The following is a 20,238-nucleotide window of genomic DNA, read 5'->3' as shown; positions in this document are numbered from 1 at the left end:
TCCGGCTCCGGACATATCAGGGCTTCCTTCAGTCTTTGAGCTTGAGCATCCGGTGCATGAAAATGACATTCGCAACCAGCAGCACCGCGACCGCGACAAGCAAGGGGGTGAAATATTCCGAGTTAGATATATCGTCGAAATATTGAGGGTTTAGCAGGAAAATCCCACCGGCCGCAATGATCGGAAAGACCGAAAGGACATTCCCAGACCAGCGCGCTTCGGAGGTCAGCGACTTGACCTTGAGCACCAGTTGCTGCCGACCGCGACAAATGATGGCGAGCCGTTCGAGAACCTCTGCCAGATTGCCACCGCTGCCCTGCTGGATGGAAACGGCGGTCGCCAGAAAGATCAGATCCTGATTTTCACAGCGCCGGGCAAGTTCGAAAAGCGCCGTCGACAGATCAAGCCCGAAACTGATCTCTTCCGAGGCAATCGTGAATTCCTCGGCAATGGGGCCGGACATCGCCTCGCTCACCAGGATCAGGGCTTTCGGGAAGGGCGCGCCGATGCGCAGCGCCCGCACCAGCATATCGAGCGCCTCGGGAACGTTCTCGGCGATTTCCTCGAGGCGCTTGCCGTGGCGATAACGGTGGACCATGAAGGCACCGACCAGCACGAGCGCCAGCGCCAACAGAACGGCGCTGACCACCGGCAGCCCGACACCGAAGATCGCAAGACCGGCGATCGCCACAAACCCCAGCGCCATCAGGCCCAGCAGGCGCCGACTTGTCCGCAGCACGGCAAAGAAATGCATCCCACCCGGATCGAAAAGCGACCTCAGGTCGAAGCCCGTCGTTTCCCGGCGCAATGACACCGGCCCCGGCGCGACAGTGACCGGACCGGGGCCGGCGGCCTTGGAGCTGGCCCCCGCGGTTTCATAGCGGCGCAGCAGATGTTCGCGCAGCCGCCTGCCCCGTTCGCTCAGCGCGGCAGCGCCCGCGATCATCAGAAACAGGAGCCCGACCAGAAAGCCCAGCGACAGGAAAAGCCCCATAGTCATGCGATATCGTCTTTATAAAGCAGTTCCGGCAGATCCACGCCCCAGCGCTTGAAGCGGTCGGTGAAATGCGATCGCACGCCGGTAGTGCGGAACCGGCCTTCGACACGACCGTCCGGAGACGTCCCGGTATGTTCGAAGGTGAATAGCTCCTGCATGGACAGAACCTCCCCCTCGCAGCCTGTCACCTCGGTGATCGAGGTGATCCGCCGGGTGCCATCCTGCATGCGGTTGACCTGAATGAACAGATTGACGGCGCTGGCGATCTGCCGCCGCAGGGCCCCAAGCGGCATGTCGAACCCGGCCAGCGCCACCATGTTCTCAAGCCGGCTGGTCGCGTCGCGCGCCGAATTCGCGTGGATCGTGGTCATCGACCCGTCGTGACCGGTATTCATCGCCTGCAGCATGTCGATCACCTCGTCACCGCGGGTTTCCCCGACAATGATCCGGTCCGGCCGCATCCTGAGCGCATTGCGCAGGCAATCCCGCTGAGTGACCGCGCCACGCCCCTCGATATTCGGCGGCCGGCTCTCCATCCGCCCGACATGATCACGCTGCAGATTGAGCTCGGCCGTATCCTCGACCGTCAGCACGCGTTCGCGCGGGTGGATGAAGCTGGACAGGGCGTTCAGCAATGTCGTCTTGCCCGACCCCGTCCCGCCGGAAATGATGATGTTCAAACGGCAAGCGACAGAGGCGCTCAGATAGCTCGCCATATTTTCGGACAGCGCGCCATAGGCGATGAGCTGCTTGATGCTCAGCCGGTCCTGGCGAAACTTGCGAATGGAAATCAGCGTCCCGTCGACGGCGACCGGCGGGATCATCGCGTTCAGCCGCGATCCGTCGGGCAAGCGGGCATCGACATAGGGGTTCATCTCGTCGATACGCCGCCCGGCCATCGAGACGATCTTTTGCAGGATGCGCCGCAGGTGGGTGTCATCGGTGAACTGGACGTCGGTCTTGATGAGCATCCCGTTCTGCTCGACATAGACCCGGTCCGGTCCGTTGACCAGAATGTCAGAGATGGTGTCATCCTTGATCAGGACTTCCAGTGGCCCGAAACCGGTGACCTCGTGAAACAGCCGGTCGATGATCTGATCCCGGTCGGACCGCGACAGAACGATCGACTGGTTCGGCGCGATCTCCTTGACGATATCGCTGATTTCTTTCCTGATATCGGCCTCAGAGGCCTGTTTCAGCGCCGACAGGTTCAACGCCTCCAGCAAGGTGCGGTGCGCCTGCTGGCTGATCTCATTGAGAATACGACGCCGTTGCTGGGAAGACGGATGGTTCGGCTCAGCAGCCGGTTCGGCATAACGGGCGGTGAGTTCCGGCTGATCGGCTTCCGGTTCGTTGACAGCGGCATGACCCGGAGCGGCATGATCCAGCATCATCCCCCTGTCGGTCTGGCCGCTTTCCGCTGCGGCCTGGCTTTGGCGAAACTTGTCAAACACGTGCTGTGACCTTCTGCTTGGACGGAGAGGCGGTCTTAACCAGCCTGCGAATCGAGCGGTAGAACGCGTTTGACGACGCGTGCACCGCCAGAGGCACCCCCAGATCGCAGGCCTCGCTCACCTCGGCCCCTCCTTCTGCGAGGAAATGGAACAGCTTCGCGCCCAGCCCCTTCTCCATGCCATCGAGCGTTTCCGCCCAATCGGCGGGCATCGGTTCAGGGGTCCGGTTCAGCGCAAAGGCGAAATTGCCGGTCCCGATCCGGTTCGCCTCCAGCAGCTCGCGCAGTTTGCTGGCATTGCGCAGACAACGAATCCCCTGAACCGCAATACACAGAACGGCATCGGACTGCGCATAGAGATCACCAGCCCAGTCCGCCAGAGCAAGGGGCGCATCCACCACCACGATCTCGGCGCGCTGGTGCGCCAGATCGATAAGCCGGGTCACCTCTTTTCCGGACAGCGCATCATAGGGCAGGATATGCGGCGGCGCGGAGAACACCGTCAGGTTCTTGCTTTCCGGCGTCAGGCACTCTTCGAAACTGTCGGCATCGAGCGCCCTGAAGTTACGATAGGCATCCTCGATCCGCGGGTTGTCCTCAAGGTTCAGATAGCTTGCCGCCATGCCGAATTGCAGGTTCAGATCCAGCAGGCAGATCCTGTCGGCGCTGCGTTGCCGGGCCAGTTCCTTGGCCAGCGTCACCGCAACCGTAGTGGTGCCGACACCGCCAGCAAGCCCCAGCACGGTGATGGTGGCGGTCCGGCCCGCAAGCGCCAGATCGAATGCGCTGTCTGCGTTGCGCTCGACCGGAAGATCACGCTCACCGCGGGCCAGCCGCAACAGCCGCCCCAGAACCGAGGCGCGCCCCTTGGGCTGTTTCTTCCCCTCTGGCAGCGCCGGCTGTGCCGGGCCTTTCGCGACGTCGGCATGCGGCGCCAGATACTCTGCCGGAATGCGTCCCGTTCCGGGGGCCAATACCAGCGTACCCTCAGGCAAAGACAGTTTCCGGCTGGTGTCCTCGGCCGCGACAACAATCAGCCGGCGGGATTTTTGCGCCGCCAGAGATGCAACGAACTGCGCTTGTTTGGGCAGTTCCTGCCGGCTGTTGCCAAGCGACAGCAGCAACAAATCGAACGGAGCATCCTCTTCGCGGGCAGAGAGCACCGAGGCCGCATCGAACAAATCGAGATCGGTTCGCCGATGGGGCGGCAGATCGACGATGCAATCGGCCAGGTTGAGCACGGCTTCGGTCGAATCCGAAATCGTACACACCTCCCGCGCTGCGTCTGCCTCCTCCGTGCGCCCGCTCCGGGCGTCTTCCGGTGTGGCAGTCATCGGCAAGGCACCTCGATCACCGAACGGGCAGAGCCCTTGACCACGGTCATGAAACAGGTCTCGGGTGTCGCCTCAGCCGTGAGCAGCCCGGCAAGACCACTATCGGCCAGGCCCGGTGTTCCGGCCCGCGCGCCGACCTCGGCTGGCGCTGCCCCCTGCCCGGTCGAGGCAAACTGGCCGATCCCCGCCGCCAAATCGCCCGCAGGCGGTTCCTTCGCCAAAGGTCGTTGCGCCAGGGTCTGATTGTCCACCGCCACAGCATGCGACGGGAATACGCCACCGGTCCCGCCCGGAGCCAAGAACAGCTCTCCACGGCCCTCGGTCTGAACCAGCAGGCTGACCTGCTCGGGGCGACCGACCAGGAAGATACTTTCTGGCCGGATCAGGGCCACCGGTGCCGCGCCGTCTCCCTCGGCGGGTTTGACTTGGGCGACCTGCATCCCCGCAACCAGGAACCGCGTCGTCCGGTTCCCTTTCCGATCGATCGTCCGCCAAAAGACATCCACCGAATCGCCGGGTTTCAGGCGATCCTGATAATCCGCAAGATTCGCGGCTCGCAGCGGAAATACCTGATGACCGAGCGGCACCATGATCGTCCCGCTGCGCCGGGTGTCGGGCAGCAGGATCTGCGAACGCAGCAGAACCTGGCCCTTGGTCATGCCGACCCCGGCAATCACGGTCTGGGGAGCGTTATCCGCTCCCAGCAATTCGGTCGCATCCCGCAGCACATCGGCCGGCATATGCGCCAGCGAAACCCGCGCCATTTCCAACCCACCGAAGGTGATTGCCCCGCCCTGTGCCACATCGGCCTTGAGCACTGGCACTTCGACAACCGTGGCGATCGCGTCCATATCGGCCTGCATCCGCCGCAATTTGTCACGCGACCCGGCGAGCTGATCTTCGAGCGCCCCGACATACAAATAGATACCAATGCCGGACAAGCCGGACAAAAGTACACCAGCAACCAGTAATATCAGAACTTTACGACGCATTGGGTCCCCAGAAACAAATCTATTCTGTGGGAGGCTCACTCAAAGCCCGGTACCATCGCCACCGGCGGCTCCTGCCGCTTCGTCCATCACCCTGTCCAAGAGCGTATGGAGTGCCTGCAGCACGGTGCCATCACCGTCACCGACCAACAAACTCCCGACACCGGCAGCAAGCGCAACCACCGCAGATGTAAGAACCACCCACTCCACAGTGACCGCGCCGCTTTCATCCCGGCAGCGCAGCCCCAAGAACTTTATAGCCAAACGAATACCGTCGGCCATATGCATTTTTGTCACCCTGCTCATTTCCCTTACGTAAACCTATCCCCGCAAACCCGAAACGCATCGTGCCGCCGCAACAAAACGACAGGAAACGAGGTTCCACGGCCAGTTGTGGGTGGACTGGCCGTGGAACCGGGCCTCAACTGCCTCTGATCAATTCAGGAATCCTGCACCGATCAGGCACCACTGGGGGAAATCCGCGGCGACAGCTGAGTCATCTGGCGCACCCGATTGTAATAGGCGCTATTTTCCTGCGCAGCCTCGAAGGCCTCTTGCAACCTCGACCTGTCAAACGGCGCCTTCAAGGTTGCATCGCAGGCCATCATGCGCTCGGCGGTGAAATCGTCATTCCGGACCTGGCTGGAAATCAGCACAATCTTGAGCCCGGGTGCCGCACGGCGGAGATAGAGGCAGAGATCCACCACATCCTCCACATCACCGACATAATCGGAATCCAGCAGGAGGAAATCCAGCTTGTCCGCATATTTCAAAAGCCATTCCACCGGAGGCTCTTCCTCGGACACCACCATCAGATTGCCCCCGAACTGAGACACCCAGTCCCGATAGCCGACGCTGGTGCTGTCAGAAGGGCCGAGATAGACGGACAGGCCCTTGGGACAAAGCTTGTTGCTTCTGAGCGTGAACATCTCCGAACTGAGCCCCATCAGCCCGAGTTGCTTCATCCACCCCGTCGATGCCTTGGTGTCGTGATCGTGAGCCGCCGGCTCAACGCCACTCAACCCCGCATCCGGAAACATTCCTTTTTGCATCGACATGACGATGTCCCTCCATCAAAGGAAATGAGAGTGCGTCTTAAAGATGAGGAATACATACTTTAGATTGTAAATCAATATCTTTATGCCTATTTCTTCCGCATGATGAACGCGACATATCGCCCCGCACCCAATAGGGTCACGAGGGTGAGCCAGTCAGCCCCGCCTTGGAAAGGCCGGATCAGATGAAAATGGTGAGGGTCAGCGGACAGGAGCTGCCGGCATCAAGGCAACCCTGCCGATCATTGCGCCCGCAGGCAGAGAAACCTCAGGAAAAGACCATATATCCTATGGGCTTACCGGCCTTGAACTGCTTGCGGATTTCATCATAGCGATGCAGCGTTGCCCGGATATCGGCTTCGCTCATCGTCCCCAACAGCATCGCATAGGCATCCTGCCGGCGTCCATCCAGAACATAGGCCAATGCCATATTGCTCCGAACACTGGCCCCGTTTTCGGGATCGCGCAGCAATTCTTCCATGGTCGCCATCCCGGTGCCGATCTGTCCCGACAGCACCTGGCTGAGCGCGTAATTGCTGAGCAAGACGAAATTCGACGGGTAATATTGCAGTGCCTGGCGATACACTTCCTGCGCCTCGCCGTGGCGAGACAGGAAATCCAGCGCAACCGCCTTGCCGGTCAAGGCCGACAGGTTGTGCCGGTCGATCCGCAGGGCCCGATCATAGAAAGTGATCGCCTCGGCAGGATGCAACCGCCGCAGCCTGAGGTTCCCCAGTTCATTGAGAACATCCGGGTTCCGCTTGTCGAGCGTATTGGCCCGCTGCAACGCGAATTCGGCCCGGCCGAGCTGCCCCATCTCGATATAGCTGCGCCCCAGCCCGAGATAGGCATGAGCCGACTTGGGATCCTCGAGCGCGGCCTTCTCGTAAAGCTGCGCGGCCTTGTCATAGGTCTCCCCCAGAAAAGCAGCATCGGCCACAGCTTCGGTGCCCGAGGCCTTTGCCGAAGCACTCTGCGACCCCAGATTGAAACCGCCCTGGCTGGCACCGCATGCGGCGAGGCCGAGACAAAGCCCCGTCGCCAAAAGCATTCTCAAAACTGTGGACCGCATATTACTCTCTTCACGAAATCCAATTGGCTGGCGCAGCGACTATTTCAGAACCTGGCGGAAACTGACAGACCGAAGTTCTGCTCTTTGTCGCCCTCTTCTTTCCGGATCGGATCCGCGACAAAAACAGATACCGGCAGATTGCCCACATTCAATGTCAACGCCAGCCCGACCGAGGCCCGCCAATTCAGGCTGTCATCGACCGAGCCGCCAAGCGTGTCGCTCAACCCCCAGACCGAACCGACATCGACAAAGCCCCCGACGCTGGCGCCAGTTCCGAACAACGTGCCGATATCACGGCGCAGCTCGGCGCTGCCGACAAGATAATTTTCGCCGCCGAGAAAATCGCCACTGTCCCGCGGCCCGATCCCGCGAGAAGCAAACCCGCGCAGGGTGGCGCCGCTGGAAACGAAGCGGTCCGAAATCCGCGCCGCGTCACCCTTGACCTCGGTAACGTGGCCCCCCTCCAGTCTCAGAACGAGATCAAGTTTTTCGGGCAGAAGCCCCAGCCTCCCCGAGATGTCGGCATGCGATCTGCTGACCACATCACCGGTCCCTAGGCCGAAGAAGAACTGCTGCGCCTTAAAGGACCAGTTCTCCTGACGATAGGCATAGCTCATCCGCACATAGGCCGCGCGCTGGGAACCGGAATCGGCCTTGATCAGCGGGCTGGCGCCGACATCCACGTTGCGGATCGCATCGCTGCGATAGCCCAACCCGAATTCGACCCGTTCGCCAGTGTCGAAACTTTGCGCGATAAAGGGCTCCAGATAGGCCCGCCGGTGATCATAGGCCAGATCGTCATACCGTTCATTGACCGCTCCGGCATCGAGCCCCATGTCCCAGCCGCCGGGGAAAACATCCTTGCGGTAAAGCCCCATCCGCAGGCTGGATGCCTCGCGGGAGCCCCGCAGTTCGAACGATCCGAAGGTCTTGGGAAACAGGTTGAAGCGCTCGAAATAAAGCGATCCGATCAGCCCGTCTTCACTGTCGATCTCCACCCCGATCTCGACCCGCCCGGGACGGGAGTTCAGCTCATTGACCACAATGGTCATCGTGTCGCCCCGAGGCGCGAAGAGCACCGATCCGAACTGCCCCGTCGACATCAGGCATTCGTGGATCGCCGCCATCTCGATGCTGGTGAAATTGTCGTCGCTGGAAATCTCGCAAGCAGCGAGGATATCCTCGGAGCGCAGAAATTCGTTCCCCCGCACCTCGACCTGGGCATATTTGCCGGCCAGTGCCACGGAGGGCACAGCGCCCAGGATCAGAGAGAAGAAGGTTCCACGCATCGCTGCCCGGGTTTCCCATTTCATTTCTATCGTCCAGTCCTTCTTCATTGCCCGATCCGTTCGCTCACGCGCATCTGATCGGTTACGGCTCACACTCAGGGGATTGCCGGGATCAAAGCGGAAAGGCAATGCGGCAATGGCCTCCGACTGCCCTGACGAACCAATGATGTTCGTACATCCGGGACATATCCGGCCAATGTCCAGAATCCCGGCAGGAGATGGCTGTTAACTGTCACCGAGTTTCGTTATCCCAATTCTCATCCTGGGCTCCAACCGATAGTATTACCTTAGAAAGCCACCGGGATTTGCCCCACACCGCGCTTGCGGTCGGCTGACGTCAACGGGTCGATCAACCATCAGGGATCTTGTGCGCGAATGCTTGAACAGCACGATCAACACCAAACGGATTTCGCCCCACGAAAACGCGGCTTTCGAAAACCAAGCCATTTGATGCTGCAACCAGATGCCCCCGCCGCAGAGCGTGGCAGACAACCCCGGAGGTTGTCTGCACGACTGCGTCGATTCGCGAAAGGGGAAAGCGGCGCGATAACCCTCTTTGTGGTGCTGCTGCTGCCCGGCGTTCTGCTGCTTGGCGGGCTCGCCGTGGATCTGAGCCAATTGAACGCGCAAAAGCTCTATGCCCAGGGCCAGGCCGACCTTGCGGCGCAAAGCGCGGCCTCGCGGCTCTATGATCTGGACGCTGCGCGGGGCCTTGCCGAATACGTGGTGCACAGCAACGATCAATATGGCGAAATCACCCTGACAACCGATGACATCATCTTCGGCGCCTTCAGCCCCTCGACCGGTTTCGTCGCGGCAGAAAACCAGAGCGACCCAACCGGCGTGAACGCTGTGAAGGTTACGGTCGCGATGCCCTGGTATGCCTTCCTGTGGTCCGCTTTCGTGCCGAAGGACAGCCGGCTGATCACCCGTTCTGCGGTGGCGCACACGAAAGGCGCCTATGCGGCCTTCACGCTGCGCAACCGGCTGCTCAGCGTGCACACCGATGAATCTCCCCTGCTTGCCCCCCTGCTCAATGCGCTGCTCGGCGAAGACAGGCTCGGGATTGATCTCGACGTGCTCGGCTATACCGGGCTGGCCGATGCCACGGTGAATATCAACAGGCTGCTCAACCTCGTCTCTCTCAACGTCGATGCCGGTGTCGCCACCTTCGGCGACGTTCTCGATCTGCCAATCGACACCGGGGTTCTGCTGGAAAACCTGCTGGAGGCCGCCGGCCTCGATCCCACCCTGGTGTCGGGGGCCAGCGGCAATATCTCGCTGGGCCAATTGCTCCATCTCTCGCCCCAGCTTCTCGAAGTCAAACTCGGCGATATCCTCCCCGATCTCAACATCGGGCTCTACGATCTGCTGACCGCTGCCGCCGGGCTGTCGGGAGCCGACCCGAGTGAACGGCTGTCGGTCGACCTCGGGCTCGATCTCAGCCCACTGGCGAATGTGCAGCTCGAAACCGGGCTGATCCGGTCACCGGTAACCTTCGCCGGCCCGGTGTCCGAGGAAGAGCCATTGACCGGGAGCATCAGCCAGCTTGATCTTGCGCTGCAGACGGAGCTCCTGAACCTCGGGGTACCACTGCTGAACCTGTCGCTCTCGCTCGACGCTGCCAATGCCACCGCCACCCTAGTCGATCTAAACTGTGACGCGACCGAGGACGACGATATCGTCGCCACCTTCGAGGTACAATCCTCGGCCGCCGGTCTCGGTCTCGGCCTGTCGCTGTTCGCCCCGATCAATGGCGATGACGGCAAGCAAACCGAGGCGGTGGAACTGGCCCCATCGACGCAGACCATCTATATCCGCAAGGATGAAATCGGCGTCCCGGTGGCCGTGCCCGGGACCATTCTTCTCGACAGTCTCATCACCTCGCTCGGCGATGTGCTGCGCGGTCTGACCAACAGTCTCGTCGATGACAGGGACCGCTGGTCGATCTGCAAGGGTCCGCTGTCCTGCCTGATCAACCTTGTCCTCGTGACGGTGGACGAGTTGGTCTCGCATATTGCCAATCTGCTCGACCTCATCGCCAAGCTGTTCACCTATCTGATCCCGGTGAACGAGCTGGCTGAGAACCTGCTGACGCTTCTGGGCATCGACACCGCGCGCGTCGACATCATCCTGAATGATTACACCTGTTCCGGCCGGGGTGGTGTATCGCTGGTGAACTGATGGCAGTGGACCGGGGCCCATGCTCAGGGCCGACCCCGGTCACCGGAGGTATCAGTAGAATACCACCGCGCTGCGCGAAATCGTCCCGAACTCCATCCCCACCGATTGCGCGACGGATTTCAGCGCGCTGCCCGCAAGGCTGTATTCCATGGTCAGGTGGATGCCGCCATCATCGCCGGGCTGATCGGCGCAGCTGGTGGGAAAGGTGATCCTGTCGAGGCTCAGCAACGGGCTCTGCTCGATCACCGTGGGCAGGAAATCCGTGCTCAACACCGAACACAGATCAATCTCCTCCCCCCCCTCGCTCAGCACCCCGACCGAGGCCCTTGCCAGGGTCTGCACCGCCTGCTGCAGATCGCTGGCGGTGCCGATGTAGAGGCTGGTGGCGAAGATGAACAAGAGGAAGAACACCAGGATCGGAAAGATGATCACGAATTCGATCGTCACCATCCCGGCTTCCTCCGCGCCGAAACGCGACAGCCTGTGCCACAGCCCGGCCCGCCCGGACATCGTCACCCCTGATCTCCCGTCTTGCGGCTCAGACCGGTGCGCCCCGGCGCCGTCTGCGGCGGCAGGAAGGCATCGGACGGAGTGGCGATCATCGTGGCCAGGTTCTGCGCCGAGACGCAACCATTCGGCCGGGTGCCGAGACTGCAATCGGCCTGCACCGCCAGGGTCCGCACCACGCGGATCGACCCCACGCTTTGCGCGCTGCTGCAATCGCTGCGGAAATCCTGCGCCCCAAGGAACCGCTTCTGCGCCGGCGCCACGGCCAGAAGGCTGGCCATGGTGCGATAGCGCTGGCGATCTCCGGCGGTATCCTTGCCCTTGGGCAGGGTGACGATCAGCACATCATCCGGGGTCAACCGCAGCCCGTGCAGAAAGGCCTGCAGCTTTTTCTGTTCGCTCAGGGACATCGAATTTGTGCAGCCGGAAAAGCGATAGCTGTAATGCGCCTCGGCAAGCTTCGGCGCGAGACGGTCAACCGCGCCGCGGGGGGCGGGCGTTTCGGAACAGGCGGCCAGGGTCATCGACAGGGCCAAGGCGGGAACGACAAGACGCATCATTGCAGCCGGAACCCCCCGCCGCTGGTTGTGCGGACACGGGACTGGCCCCTGTCCTGCCCCGGCTTGAGCGGACGGGTAAATCGCCCCATGCCCCATTGTTCCACCCCGCCGACGGGCTTCAGGCCATCGACTGGCGTGGTGAAACTGCCCGGGCTACCCGGTTCCACCAGATAGGGCGTGACGATCACCACCAGCTCGGTCTCTCCGCGGGAGAACGATGACGACCGGAACAAGGCCCCGATCACCGGAAGGTCGACAAGCCCCGGAAATCCGCCCAATGCCTGCTGCGTCCCGCTCTGGAACATGCCGGCAATCGCGAAGCTCTGCCCGGAGCCGACCTCAACCGTTGTCGAGGCGCTGCGTTCGGTCAACGCCGGGCCAACATCGGTACTGTCGGAATTGGCCTTGTCGATTTCGCTCACCTTGGTCTCGAGCTCGATCTCGATCCGGCCACCGTCCAGCACCACCGGCGTGAATTGCAGCTCCACCCCATAGGGTTGCAACTGGACCGTGGCATTGTCGTTGTCATCGGTGCCCATCCGATAGGGGATTTGCCCGCCGGCCAGGAAATTCGCCGTCTCCCCCGACCTTGCGGTCAGGTTGGGTTCGGACAGGATGCTGACCAGCCCGCGCTGCGACAGGGCATTCAGCAGGAAGTTCACATTCACCGAGGTCGGCGTCACCGACATGGCAAAGCCGTTGACGATATCTGAGGTCGGAGAACTGATGCTGCCGTGCCGGCCGGAGCCATTGATGCTGAACCCCAGATCATCGCTGATCGTGCGCGAGACCTCAGCGATTTTCACCTGCAGATTCACCTGCGCCGATTGCGCCAGCTCAATTCGGTTGACAACCACCGCATTCGGCCCGGTCAAAGCCATCACCACATCTTCGGCGCTGGAGATATCGACAGGCGACGGCACCCGGCCCTGCAGGAAAATCGCCCCGTCGCGCGAGGTGACCGAGACATTGCCGCCGCTGATCGCCCCCCGCGCCGCGCGGGTCAGCCTGTCGGCATCTATGCCCACCGAAATCGTCGTGCTCAACTGCGGGGTCTCGTCATCCCCCAGCACAAAAAGCGTGGTCTCTCCCACCGACTTGCCGATCAGATAGATATAACTGGTCGATTGCAGATCAATATCGGCCACCCCCGGGTTCGACAGGAAAACAGCCTTGGCCGGGGTCTCAAGTTTCAGGAACTTCGCCTCGCTGACATTCAGCTCGATACGCTTCTTGTCCACCGAAAGGACCGTCTGCGCCAGGCTCGCCCCAGCCAGGCCGAACCAGACCAGACCGGCCAGCCCCAGCAGGCGCATCGCCGCCCGCCTCGCGCTCGACATCGTCACCACGCTTTTCATGTCCATTCCTCTCGATGCCCTGGCAACGCCGGCCGGCTGTTTTCAAGCTTGAGCTCTCTCATGTCCGATTACCGCAACTGCGCCCTGAGCAGCGGCCGCAGCAGATAGCCCAGAACAGAGCGTTTTCCGGTTTCGATATCGACGTCGGCAACCATCCCCGGACGGATCGGATATTGCTCTCCCCCCGCCTCGAGATAATTTTTGTCGGTTGTCACCATCACCCGGTAATAGGCCGCATTCCCGGTCATGGATTGTTCCTCGACCGTGTCTTCGCTGATCTGCGTCACGGTGCCCCGCAGATCGCCATAGACCGCGTAGTCATAAGCGGTGATCTTGACGCTGGCGCTCATCCCCGGGGTGACGAAGGCAACATCCCGCGGCAGCACCTTGGCCTCGATCAGCAGCTTGTCGTCGATCGGCGTCACCTCCATGATCGGCTCGCCGGGCTGCACGACGCCGCCAATGGTGGTGATGTTCACATTGTTCACCCGGCCCGACACCCGGGCCCGGATGTTGGTGCGTTCCAACTGGTCGCGGCGCTGCACCAGCACCTGCTGCAGCGACACCAGCCGAGCCTTCTTGTCGACCAGATCGTCATAGGCGTCCTGCACATAGGAGTTGCGCAGCCCGGTCACCTTGCCGGCCAGTGCCGCCGCCTGCTGCTGCAGACGATAAAGCTCCACCCGGCTGACCGACCCGGTCTCGACCAACGGCGATGTGGCCTCGATCTGCTTGTCGAGGATCTCCCGCTCGACCTCCAGCGCAGCAATGGATTCCTCCAGCTTGTTGCGCCGCGCAATGAACAGGCGCGCCTCGTCGCGCTGCGCCGCATCATCAACGGTCTCCGAGAACTCAACGTCGTCCTGTTCCAGCACCTCGGCCTCGAGCCGGGCGATCTCCGCCTTGAGGGTGGCAATCTCGGCCTCGGTCTCACGGAAGGCAGACAGGAAGCGGGTGCGGTCGATCCGAACAAGGATATCGCCTTCCTTGACGATATCCCCCTCGTTCACCAGGAGTTCGGACAGGATGCCCCCCTCCAGGCTCTGGATCACCTGCATCCGACGCATCGGGATCACGGTGCCGAAACCGCGGGTAATCTCGCTGATCTGGGCAATCGACGCCCAGAGAATGGCGATCACCAGAACCGCGCACATCATCCAGACCGTCTGCCGCGCCGCGCGCAATGCCTGGCGGCGATAATTGCCATCTAGATCGGCGAGTAGCCGTTCGCTGGAACTGCTCATTTCACTGCCTTAATCGTCTGTACCGCGCTTGCCGCGCGCTGGGTCTGGGCCAGGATGTTGCGCAGGCTGTCATCGTGGACGATGCAGCCATCCTTCAGCACCACCGCCCGCGGGGTCAGCGCCAGCAATTCCTTCTTGTGGGTCGACAGGATCACGGTGCGTCCTTCCAGCCATTTCGACAGGAACTTGACCACCCGCGCCTCATTCACCTGATCGAAGGCCGAGGTCGGTTCGTCGAGAATGACGATCTGCGGATCCTGCAACACGATCCGCGCCAGGGCGATCGCCTGCTTCTGCCCACCGGAGACATTGCCCGACCCGAGGATCTTCATGTCGAGGCCGCGCACATGCTTGCGCACGAAACGGCCCAGGCCGACGGCATCCAGCGCCGCCAGCATCTCCTCATCGCTGTGCCCGCCCTGATCGAGGCTCAGGTTGTCTCGCAGGGTCCCTTGGAACAGCGCCGCGTTCTGCGGCAGATAGCCGATCTGGCGGCGGCGGTCGATCGGGTCGATCTGGCTCATCGACAGGCCGTCAACACGCACGGAGCCCGATTGCGGATCGACCATGCCGGACAGCACCCGCATCAGCGTCGACTTGCCGGCGCCATTGGCCCCAAGCAGCGCCAGCTTTTCCCCGGCATCAATCTTGAACGCCTTGATCGCCAGCGCATCGCCCTGATCCGGGTCATGGCTGTATTTGACATCTTCCAGCACATAGGCACCGTGCAGATTGTTCGCCCGCACGTAATGACGATCGTCATCGCGCTCGATCGGCAGGCTCATCACCTCGTCCAGGCTTTCCATCGCGCTCTTGACCTGCTGCCATTTCGCCAGCAACCCGCTGAGTTTGGTGACCGGAGACAGCGCCCGGCCGGACAGCAGCGAACAGGCGATCAGGCCGCCGACAGTCAGGTTGCCGGCGCTGATCTGATAGACCCCGGCGATGATCACGAAGATATAAGCCACCTGCTGCGCCGAGGACGACCATTGGTTCAGGAAGGCGGTCACCCGCCGGGCCCGGATGCCCGAGGCCGCTGCCGTGGCGGTCAGCTGATCATAGGCCTTTTCCATGCGCGTCTCGGCCCGCGCCGCCTTGAGCGTTTCCAGGCTGGAGACCGCCTCGAGCAGCAGACCGTTGAGCGCCGCCCCCTCCCGGGTATTTTGCTTTGCCATCTTCGCCAGATAGCGCTGCAGCACGATACCCGGCGTGACGATGGCGATCGCCCCAAGCACCGTCACCAGCGCCACCGACCCGCCGACGAACCAGAGCACGCAGAAGAAAATGATCGTGAAGGGCAGATCACAGGCGATCGCCACGGTGGAGGAGGTCAGGAATTCCCGCACGCTCGAAAAACCGCGGACCTGGCTGGCAAACACCCCCACCGAGGCCGGCTGATGCGACAGCCGCAGATTGGCGACCCTGTGGAACAATTGCTTGGAGAGCTTCAGATCCAGATCCCGCCCCGAGATATCCAGCAGCCGCGCCCGCATCACCCGCAGCACGAACTCCAGCACGACCGCAAGCCCGACGCCGCTGGCCAGAATCCACAAGGTATCGAACGCCTGGTTCGGCACCACGCGGTCATAGACCTGCATCGAGAAGATCGCTGAGAAGATCGCCAGCACATTCGCCATCAGCGAGGCCAGCAACACATCGCGGTAAATCGGCCAGTTGCGCAGCACCGGCCCGATGATCCAGTGATGCTTGTCGTCCCCCAGCATCTTGCCGACACGGGAAGACACCACATCCACCGGTTTGGCGATCACCGCCCGGCCAAGGTAATCCGCCTCCAGTTCGGCCCGGGGCAGTTCGATCCGCCCGCCCGCAGTCTCGGGCAGCACCACGATGGCCGTTTCAGCGTCCAAATCCTCGAGCAGCAGACATTTGTCATCGCGCAGCAGCAGCAGCGCCGGCAAGGCATAGGCCGAGATATCGGCAAGCCCGGTCTCGATCACCCGCCCTGCCATATTTGCCCGCCGCAAGGCCTGCGGGATCGACGGCATCGGCAACTTGCCCTCGTGCAGCGGCAAGCCATCGGTCAGTTTCGCCTCGGAAATGTCGCACTCATGGAAGTGGCACAACAGGACCAACCCGGTCACGAGGGGATCTCTATCAGCTTTCGCCACCATACGGTTTCCTTCCTCTCTTACCCGGTCTCAGGCAAACGGCCTCGCCGCCGGCCCGACCTAGCCACGTTTTCCGTGCCCAGCCCCCAACAGCAAAGACCCGAGCAGGCCGACGGAATGCGCCGCCTTGTATTCCGTCTGTTTCATCTCGTCGTTCAGGTCGATCTCGGAGATCTCGGCCTCGTAGAGATCGCGCCCCGTACTCAGCAGATCGAGAAGGTCGCGCCGACCGATCCGGAATTGTTCTTCGAAGGACTGCAGGACGACCTTGGAGTCGGCGACCTGCCCCTTGAGCGAGGCCGCCGAGACGCTCAGCGCCTCGAGTTTCTGGCGATAGGTCCGCGCGTCGTTCTGCAAATCCCGCTCGACCGCGCGCAACGCCTGCTGTGCCGCCTTCAGCCGCTGATCCGCCGCGATCACGGCCCGCCCCCGAAAGCTGCTCGAGGTCAGATCGACACCAGCGGAAAGGCCCGCCGAGCTGGACCGCGACCGGCCCCCGGTCAGGTCCTGCCGCACCGTGGCCTGCAACTGCAGTTTCGGGAGACGGGACGCCTTGGCGGCCCGGACCGAGGCCTGGGCAATCGAGACATCCGCCGAGGCGGCAACATAGGATGGCGCACCCACCACGGCACCAATGACCTGACTGTTGGACTGCAACCTCTCGCGGAACCCCAGGTTCGGCGGCGCCGAGATATTGGCCAGCTTTTGGCCGAGCAGGAACTCGGCCTCGGCGGCGGCGATATCGCGGTCGCTGCGCAGCTGATAAAGCTCTTCCTCAGCCCGAGAAATCTCGAGCCGCGCGCGGGCGACTTCCGAGCTGTTCGCCAGCCCCGCCCCGACCCGTTCGCGCGAATAACGTTCAAGCCGGTTGGCGAAGGCGACATAATCCACCGTCCGGTCGATCTTGAGCCGCGCCATATCGAGTTCGAAGTAAAGCTGTGCCATCGACAGAGTGAAATCCTCGACCTCGGATTTCAATTCCGCCACCACCTTGACCCGCCGCGCCTCGGCCGAAGCGATCTCGCTCTTGGACAGCCCCCAGTCGGCGAGCAGTTGGGTCACCGTGAGATTGAGGCCCAGATCGTCGTCGTCGTAACCGGTATCCCCAGACAGGCTGAATTGCGGCCGCCGGGCATCCTTGGCGATCTCGACATTCGAGGTTTCAGCCGCCACCTGCTGACGCAGGGAGGCGATCGACGGATCGCGCCGGGTCCCGATCAGAACGGCCTCTCGCAGGCTCTGCGCCCCGACCGGACCGACCGCCACACAGCTCAGCACCAGCGCGGCAAGCGCCACGGAACGCAGCGCAGTGCGTCGCACAACCAGATCGCGCCCTTTCCTGCGGCCGAAAACGGACCAGACGGAAAAAGGTTCGGCATTTCGATTCAGCGGCAATTCCAACTCAATCTTTTCCCTGGGTTACGACAGCAGCACCGTCGCGAACAAATCAACGAATACGAATTCAGCCCCTGGGGCTTCCGCCGACGCACCACCCCCAAGCGGCCCTGCCCCGACAGAGATGCTTCTTCTGAAGCAAATGACGGCCCAACCCGATGCCGCCCCCTTCCCCGGCAGAACCGGCGCCAGGGGCACGACCGGCGGCGTTACCCCAGCACCTCCGAGTTTCCGGTCATCAAGCTGTCGTCCAGAAGCCCGCCATCCTCAAGCAGCAGCCCAAGCACGTCGCCACCGTCGTCGATCAACAAGAAAGCTGCATCATCGGCGGCAGCCGCAGCCCCGCCGTCCGCGCCAAGCTCTTCAGCCGCCGGATCAACCTCGTCCATCGCATCTTCGCTGGGCTCGGCCATCGCAGCCTCTCCATCGGCACCGACAATCAGATCCTCCGTGGACAGATCATCCCCGAGAAGCAGGCCGACATAGGCGGCCGTCTCGTCATCCATGGTCCCGGCATCGGCAGCCGAGCTATCAGCGGCATCGGCAGCCTCGGCATCGACTGCATCCGTTTCAGCCAGGACGGTATCGTCCTCAGCCGTGGATGCGTCCTCTTCTTCAGCAGACGGGGTCTCCGCGTCAGGCGTCGCGTCGGGAACCACCGGGTCGGAATCGCTCCAATCGCCGAACGCCAGAGACGCGGTCCCGACCAGGGCTGCACCGAACAGCAGCTTGTCCAAGCCGATACCGTTGAACAGCCCGTTGCCGCCAAAGCCATGACCGTCCCCGGCACCGCTCTCTTCCACGGCGCCAGCCCCAGCACCATCGGCACCATCCCATTCGACATCCACCGTCGGGCGATCCGACGCCACGGGAACAGAAGTCGCGGGAGAGAAGGCCGCCGGAGCAGGCTCTGGCGCAGGCACAGGTTCGGGGGTGGGCTCAGATACCGCTGCGGGCTCCGAAGGAGCATCCTCCGGCGCATGCGAGGATACAACCGTGGTGTCAACCAAAGGCTCCGGCGCAACCAAACCGGTGATTTCCTCGGCGCCACCATTGCCATTAAGCAACCGGTTATATCCACCGCCTTCGCCAATGACGAAAAAGTCTCTGAGCAGGACGCTGGAACCATCCAGGAAAGTCACATTGAGATCCGGACCGCTCTTTTCATAGAACGCAATACCGGGATCTGCCGCGCCGAAATAGACATCCGCCGGCTGATCAAGCCTCAGTTCCGTTGCCACCGTTCGCGTAGTCTCGCCAGCAGACGACGTAAAAATTTCAGCCAAGTCCCTCTCCTTGGTCTATTCTCACCACAATATCCTCACGTTCCCGAAGCAGACGAAACTGCGAGGGGAACGGCACCCACAGGAATCATGGAAAATCGGGCGAACACCCGAGGCCGCAACATTCAGATCAACATGCATACTGTCAATGATCTATTTAAGCCTGCCGGCAAGGCTGATGCCGTTTTACAGCTGTTCCCGGCGATATCGTGTTCCCAGTTTTAAGCGCCTCGCATTCCTTACTTTTCCCTTACTCTCCCAGCGGATGCCCCCAGAAAATCCGCCTCTTCCATGGGCTGAAATGCGTCCGCCAGACCCGGCCCGGATCAGGCATTATCCCCGGGCCGAGCGATGTCGGCGCTCGCCGTCCAGACATCCCCGTCCGCAACAAAGCGCCACGAATCAACCGAAACCTGCCGCCTTGTTTAAGCTGCCTTTCCACGACCGCGTTCCATGAGGAACAGCATCGCATCATCGCACGATCCCGAAACCGCGCGGGCTCAAATTCAGATACAATCTGACGTCATCGAACTCGCCGCTCTTCCGCCGGTGCTCCCCCGTGCATCCCAGCCGGTGGCCATTGCAGACGACAGTCGCAGCGCCTGCACCTCGGTTTTCGCGGTTTGCGGCCCCCCGCGGCTCTCCGCATGGCCATCCGCATGACCTTCCAGCCCCGCCCCCATATGTATGCTGCGCAAGGCCGCCCCCAGCACCATGAAGAACAGCGGAACCAGCGACAAAGTGGCGTAAAGAAGAAGGACAACACCCCAGCCGGCACCAAAACCGGTCAGGGCAACGATCGACACAACCGTCGCGATCAGACAGGAAAAGACCAAGACCATCAGCGCCATTTTCAACCTTTCCTTTCGTGCGAGACACTTCGCCCCAACACCGGACTTACCCAAGCCCCTACTCAGGAAGAGAGTAACGAGCGAATGCGTTAACTGATCTTGTCGACGCCCCGGGTCAGGGACGCCCGATCGAGATCGGAGCCCCCTCGTCCCGGGACGGTCGCCCGCAGAACACGCCCGGGCCGGCATCAATCCGGCCCGGGCTGTTTTCTTACAGGGCTTAGCCCAGCAGGCCGCCCAGCAGGCCGTCATCCCCCAGGACACCGCCCAGCAGACCGTCGTCACCCAGGACACCGCCAAGCAGGCCATCGCCGCCAATCAGGCCGCCAACCAGGCCGTCGTCGCCCAGCAGACCATCAACCAGGCCATCATCGCCCAGCAGGCCGTCGACCAGGCCGTCATCGCCCAGCACGCCCCCCAGAAGACCATCGTCACCGGTCACCCCGCCGAGCAGGCCGTCGTCTCCGAGCACCCCGCCGAGCAGGCCGTCGTCTCCGAGCACACCGCCCAGCAGGCCATCGTCGCCGAGGACCGGGTC

The 20,238-nt window shown here is 62.2% G+C and carries 19 protein-coding genes; 2 read left to right on the top strand and 17 right to left on the bottom strand.

Going from position 1 to position 20,238, the window contains the following annotated elements; genetic code table 11:
* Positions 1-28: 28 nt before the first annotated feature.
* The 8 genes from G455_RS25290 to G455_RS0122270 all read right to left on the bottom strand — a co-directional run bounded on the left by G455_RS25290 (position 29) and on the right by G455_RS0122270 (position 8,237).
* A complete protein-coding gene (locus G455_RS25290) occupies positions 29-1,000 on the bottom strand; it encodes a type II secretion system F family protein (protein WP_084437171.1) in 972 nt (323 codons plus the stop codon).
* Positions 997-2,451: a CpaF family protein gene (locus G455_RS0122300; protein WP_028095615.1), complete on the bottom strand. Its 1,455-nt coding sequence runs from the start codon at positions 2,449-2,451 to the stop codon at positions 997-999. The genes G455_RS25290 and G455_RS0122300 overlap by 4 nt, the downstream gene beginning before the upstream one ends.
* Positions 2,444-3,784: an AAA family ATPase gene (locus tag G455_RS0122295; protein ID WP_028095614.1), complete on the bottom strand. Its 1,341-nt coding sequence runs from the start codon at positions 3,782-3,784 to the stop codon at positions 2,444-2,446. Before G455_RS0122295 ends, G455_RS0122300 begins: the two co-directional genes overlap by 8 nt.
* Entirely contained in the window at positions 3,781-4,776 is a 996-nt protein-coding gene (locus G455_RS0122290) for a CpaB family protein (RefSeq protein ID WP_154664474.1), read from the bottom strand. The genes G455_RS0122295 and G455_RS0122290 overlap by 4 nt, the downstream gene beginning before the upstream one ends.
* Before the next feature lie 39 nt (positions 4,777-4,815).
* A complete protein-coding gene (locus tag G455_RS0122285) occupies positions 4,816-5,061 on the bottom strand; it encodes a hypothetical protein (protein WP_035367228.1) in 246 nt (81 codons plus the stop codon).
* Positions 5,062-5,231: 170 nt separating this feature from the next.
* Positions 5,232-5,831: a response regulator gene (locus G455_RS0122280; RefSeq protein ID WP_154664473.1), complete on the bottom strand. Its 600-nt coding sequence runs from the start codon at positions 5,829-5,831 to the stop codon at positions 5,232-5,234.
* A gap of 265 nt (positions 5,832-6,096) precedes the next feature.
* Positions 6,097-6,900: a tetratricopeptide repeat protein gene (locus G455_RS0122275; RefSeq protein WP_028095610.1), complete on the bottom strand. Its 804-nt coding sequence runs from the start codon at positions 6,898-6,900 to the stop codon at positions 6,097-6,099.
* Between the two features lie 44 nt (positions 6,901-6,944).
* The gene (locus tag G455_RS0122270; protein WP_028095609.1) at positions 6,945-8,237 is read right to left on the bottom strand and encodes a BamA/TamA family outer membrane protein; all 1,293 of its coding nucleotides are present in this window, start codon (positions 8,235-8,237) and stop codon (positions 6,945-6,947) included.
* 327 nt (positions 8,238-8,564) lie between these two features.
* Here G455_RS0122270 and G455_RS0122265 point away from each other — a divergent pair, with 327 nt between their 5' ends.
* Positions 8,565-10,373: a pilus assembly protein TadG-related protein gene (locus G455_RS0122265; protein ID WP_084437170.1), complete on the top strand. Its 1,809-nt coding sequence runs from the start codon at positions 8,565-8,567 to the stop codon at positions 10,371-10,373.
* 51 nt (positions 10,374-10,424) lie between these two features.
* Here the strand turns inward: G455_RS0122265 and G455_RS0122260 are convergent, their stop codons facing one another.
* From G455_RS0122260 to G455_RS26605, 7 genes are all read right to left on the bottom strand, one after another.
* Complete coding sequence (locus G455_RS0122260) at positions 10,425-10,883, bottom strand: TadE/TadG family type IV pilus assembly protein (protein ID WP_028095607.1); 459 nt, start codon at positions 10,881-10,883, stop codon at positions 10,425-10,427.
* A 2-nt stretch (positions 10,884-10,885) separates the two neighbouring features.
* On the bottom strand, positions 10,886-11,440 hold the full coding sequence (locus G455_RS0122255) for a hypothetical protein (RefSeq protein ID WP_154664471.1): 555 nt from the start codon (positions 11,438-11,440) through the stop codon (positions 10,886-10,888).
* A complete protein-coding gene (locus G455_RS0122250; RefSeq protein WP_084437169.1) occupies positions 11,437-12,804 on the bottom strand; it encodes a type II and III secretion system protein family protein in 1,368 nt (455 codons plus the stop codon). The genes G455_RS0122255 and G455_RS0122250 overlap by 4 nt, the downstream gene beginning before the upstream one ends.
* A 62-nt stretch (positions 12,805-12,866) precedes the next feature.
* Positions 12,867-14,042, bottom strand: a complete 1,176-nt coding sequence (locus tag G455_RS0122245) for an HlyD family efflux transporter periplasmic adaptor subunit (RefSeq protein ID WP_028095604.1) — start codon at positions 14,040-14,042, stop codon at positions 12,867-12,869.
* Complete coding sequence (locus G455_RS25285; RefSeq protein ID WP_229861784.1) at positions 14,039-16,144, bottom strand: type I secretion system permease/ATPase; 2,106 nt, start codon at positions 16,142-16,144, stop codon at positions 14,039-14,041. The genes G455_RS0122245 and G455_RS25285 overlap by 4 nt, the downstream gene beginning before the upstream one ends.
* 87 nt (positions 16,145-16,231) lie before the next feature.
* Positions 16,232-17,491: a TolC family protein gene (locus G455_RS0122235; protein ID WP_154664470.1), complete on the bottom strand. Its 1,260-nt coding sequence runs from the start codon at positions 17,489-17,491 to the stop codon at positions 16,232-16,234.
* A 284-nt stretch (positions 17,492-17,775) separates the two neighbouring features.
* On the bottom strand, positions 17,776-18,414 hold the full coding sequence (locus tag G455_RS26605; protein WP_154664469.1) for a hypothetical protein: 639 nt from the start codon (positions 18,412-18,414) through the stop codon (positions 17,776-17,778).
* A 132-nt stretch (positions 18,415-18,546) separates the two neighbouring features.
* Between G455_RS26605 and G455_RS26600 the strand changes: the two genes are divergently transcribed.
* A complete protein-coding gene (locus tag G455_RS26600) occupies positions 18,547-19,074 on the top strand; it encodes a hypothetical protein (protein ID WP_154664468.1) in 528 nt (175 codons plus the stop codon).
* Positions 19,075-19,355: 281 nt separating this feature from the next.
* On the opposite strand, the gene G455_RS0122220 is transcribed toward G455_RS26600, so the two are convergent.
* Together G455_RS0122220 and G455_RS25280 are read right to left on the bottom strand one after the other, a co-directional pair.
* Positions 19,356-19,700 carry a hypothetical protein gene (locus G455_RS0122220; protein ID WP_028095601.1) on the bottom strand — a complete coding sequence of 115 codons (345 nt, stop codon included), beginning with the start codon at positions 19,698-19,700 and terminating at the stop codon, positions 19,356-19,358.
* Positions 19,701-19,920: 220 nt separating this feature from the next.
* The coding region (locus G455_RS25280; RefSeq protein ID WP_035367226.1) for a hypothetical protein at positions 19,921-20,238 on the bottom strand (318 nt) is incomplete at its 5' end.

The organism is Pseudodonghicola xiamenensis DSM 18339 (assembly GCF_000429365.1).
GTDB lineage: Bacteria > Pseudomonadota > Alphaproteobacteria > Rhodobacterales > Rhodobacteraceae > Pseudodonghicola > Pseudodonghicola xiamenensis.
Note: the sequence above shows the minus strand (reverse complement) of the source record. Positions and strands in the feature narration are given on the sequence as shown.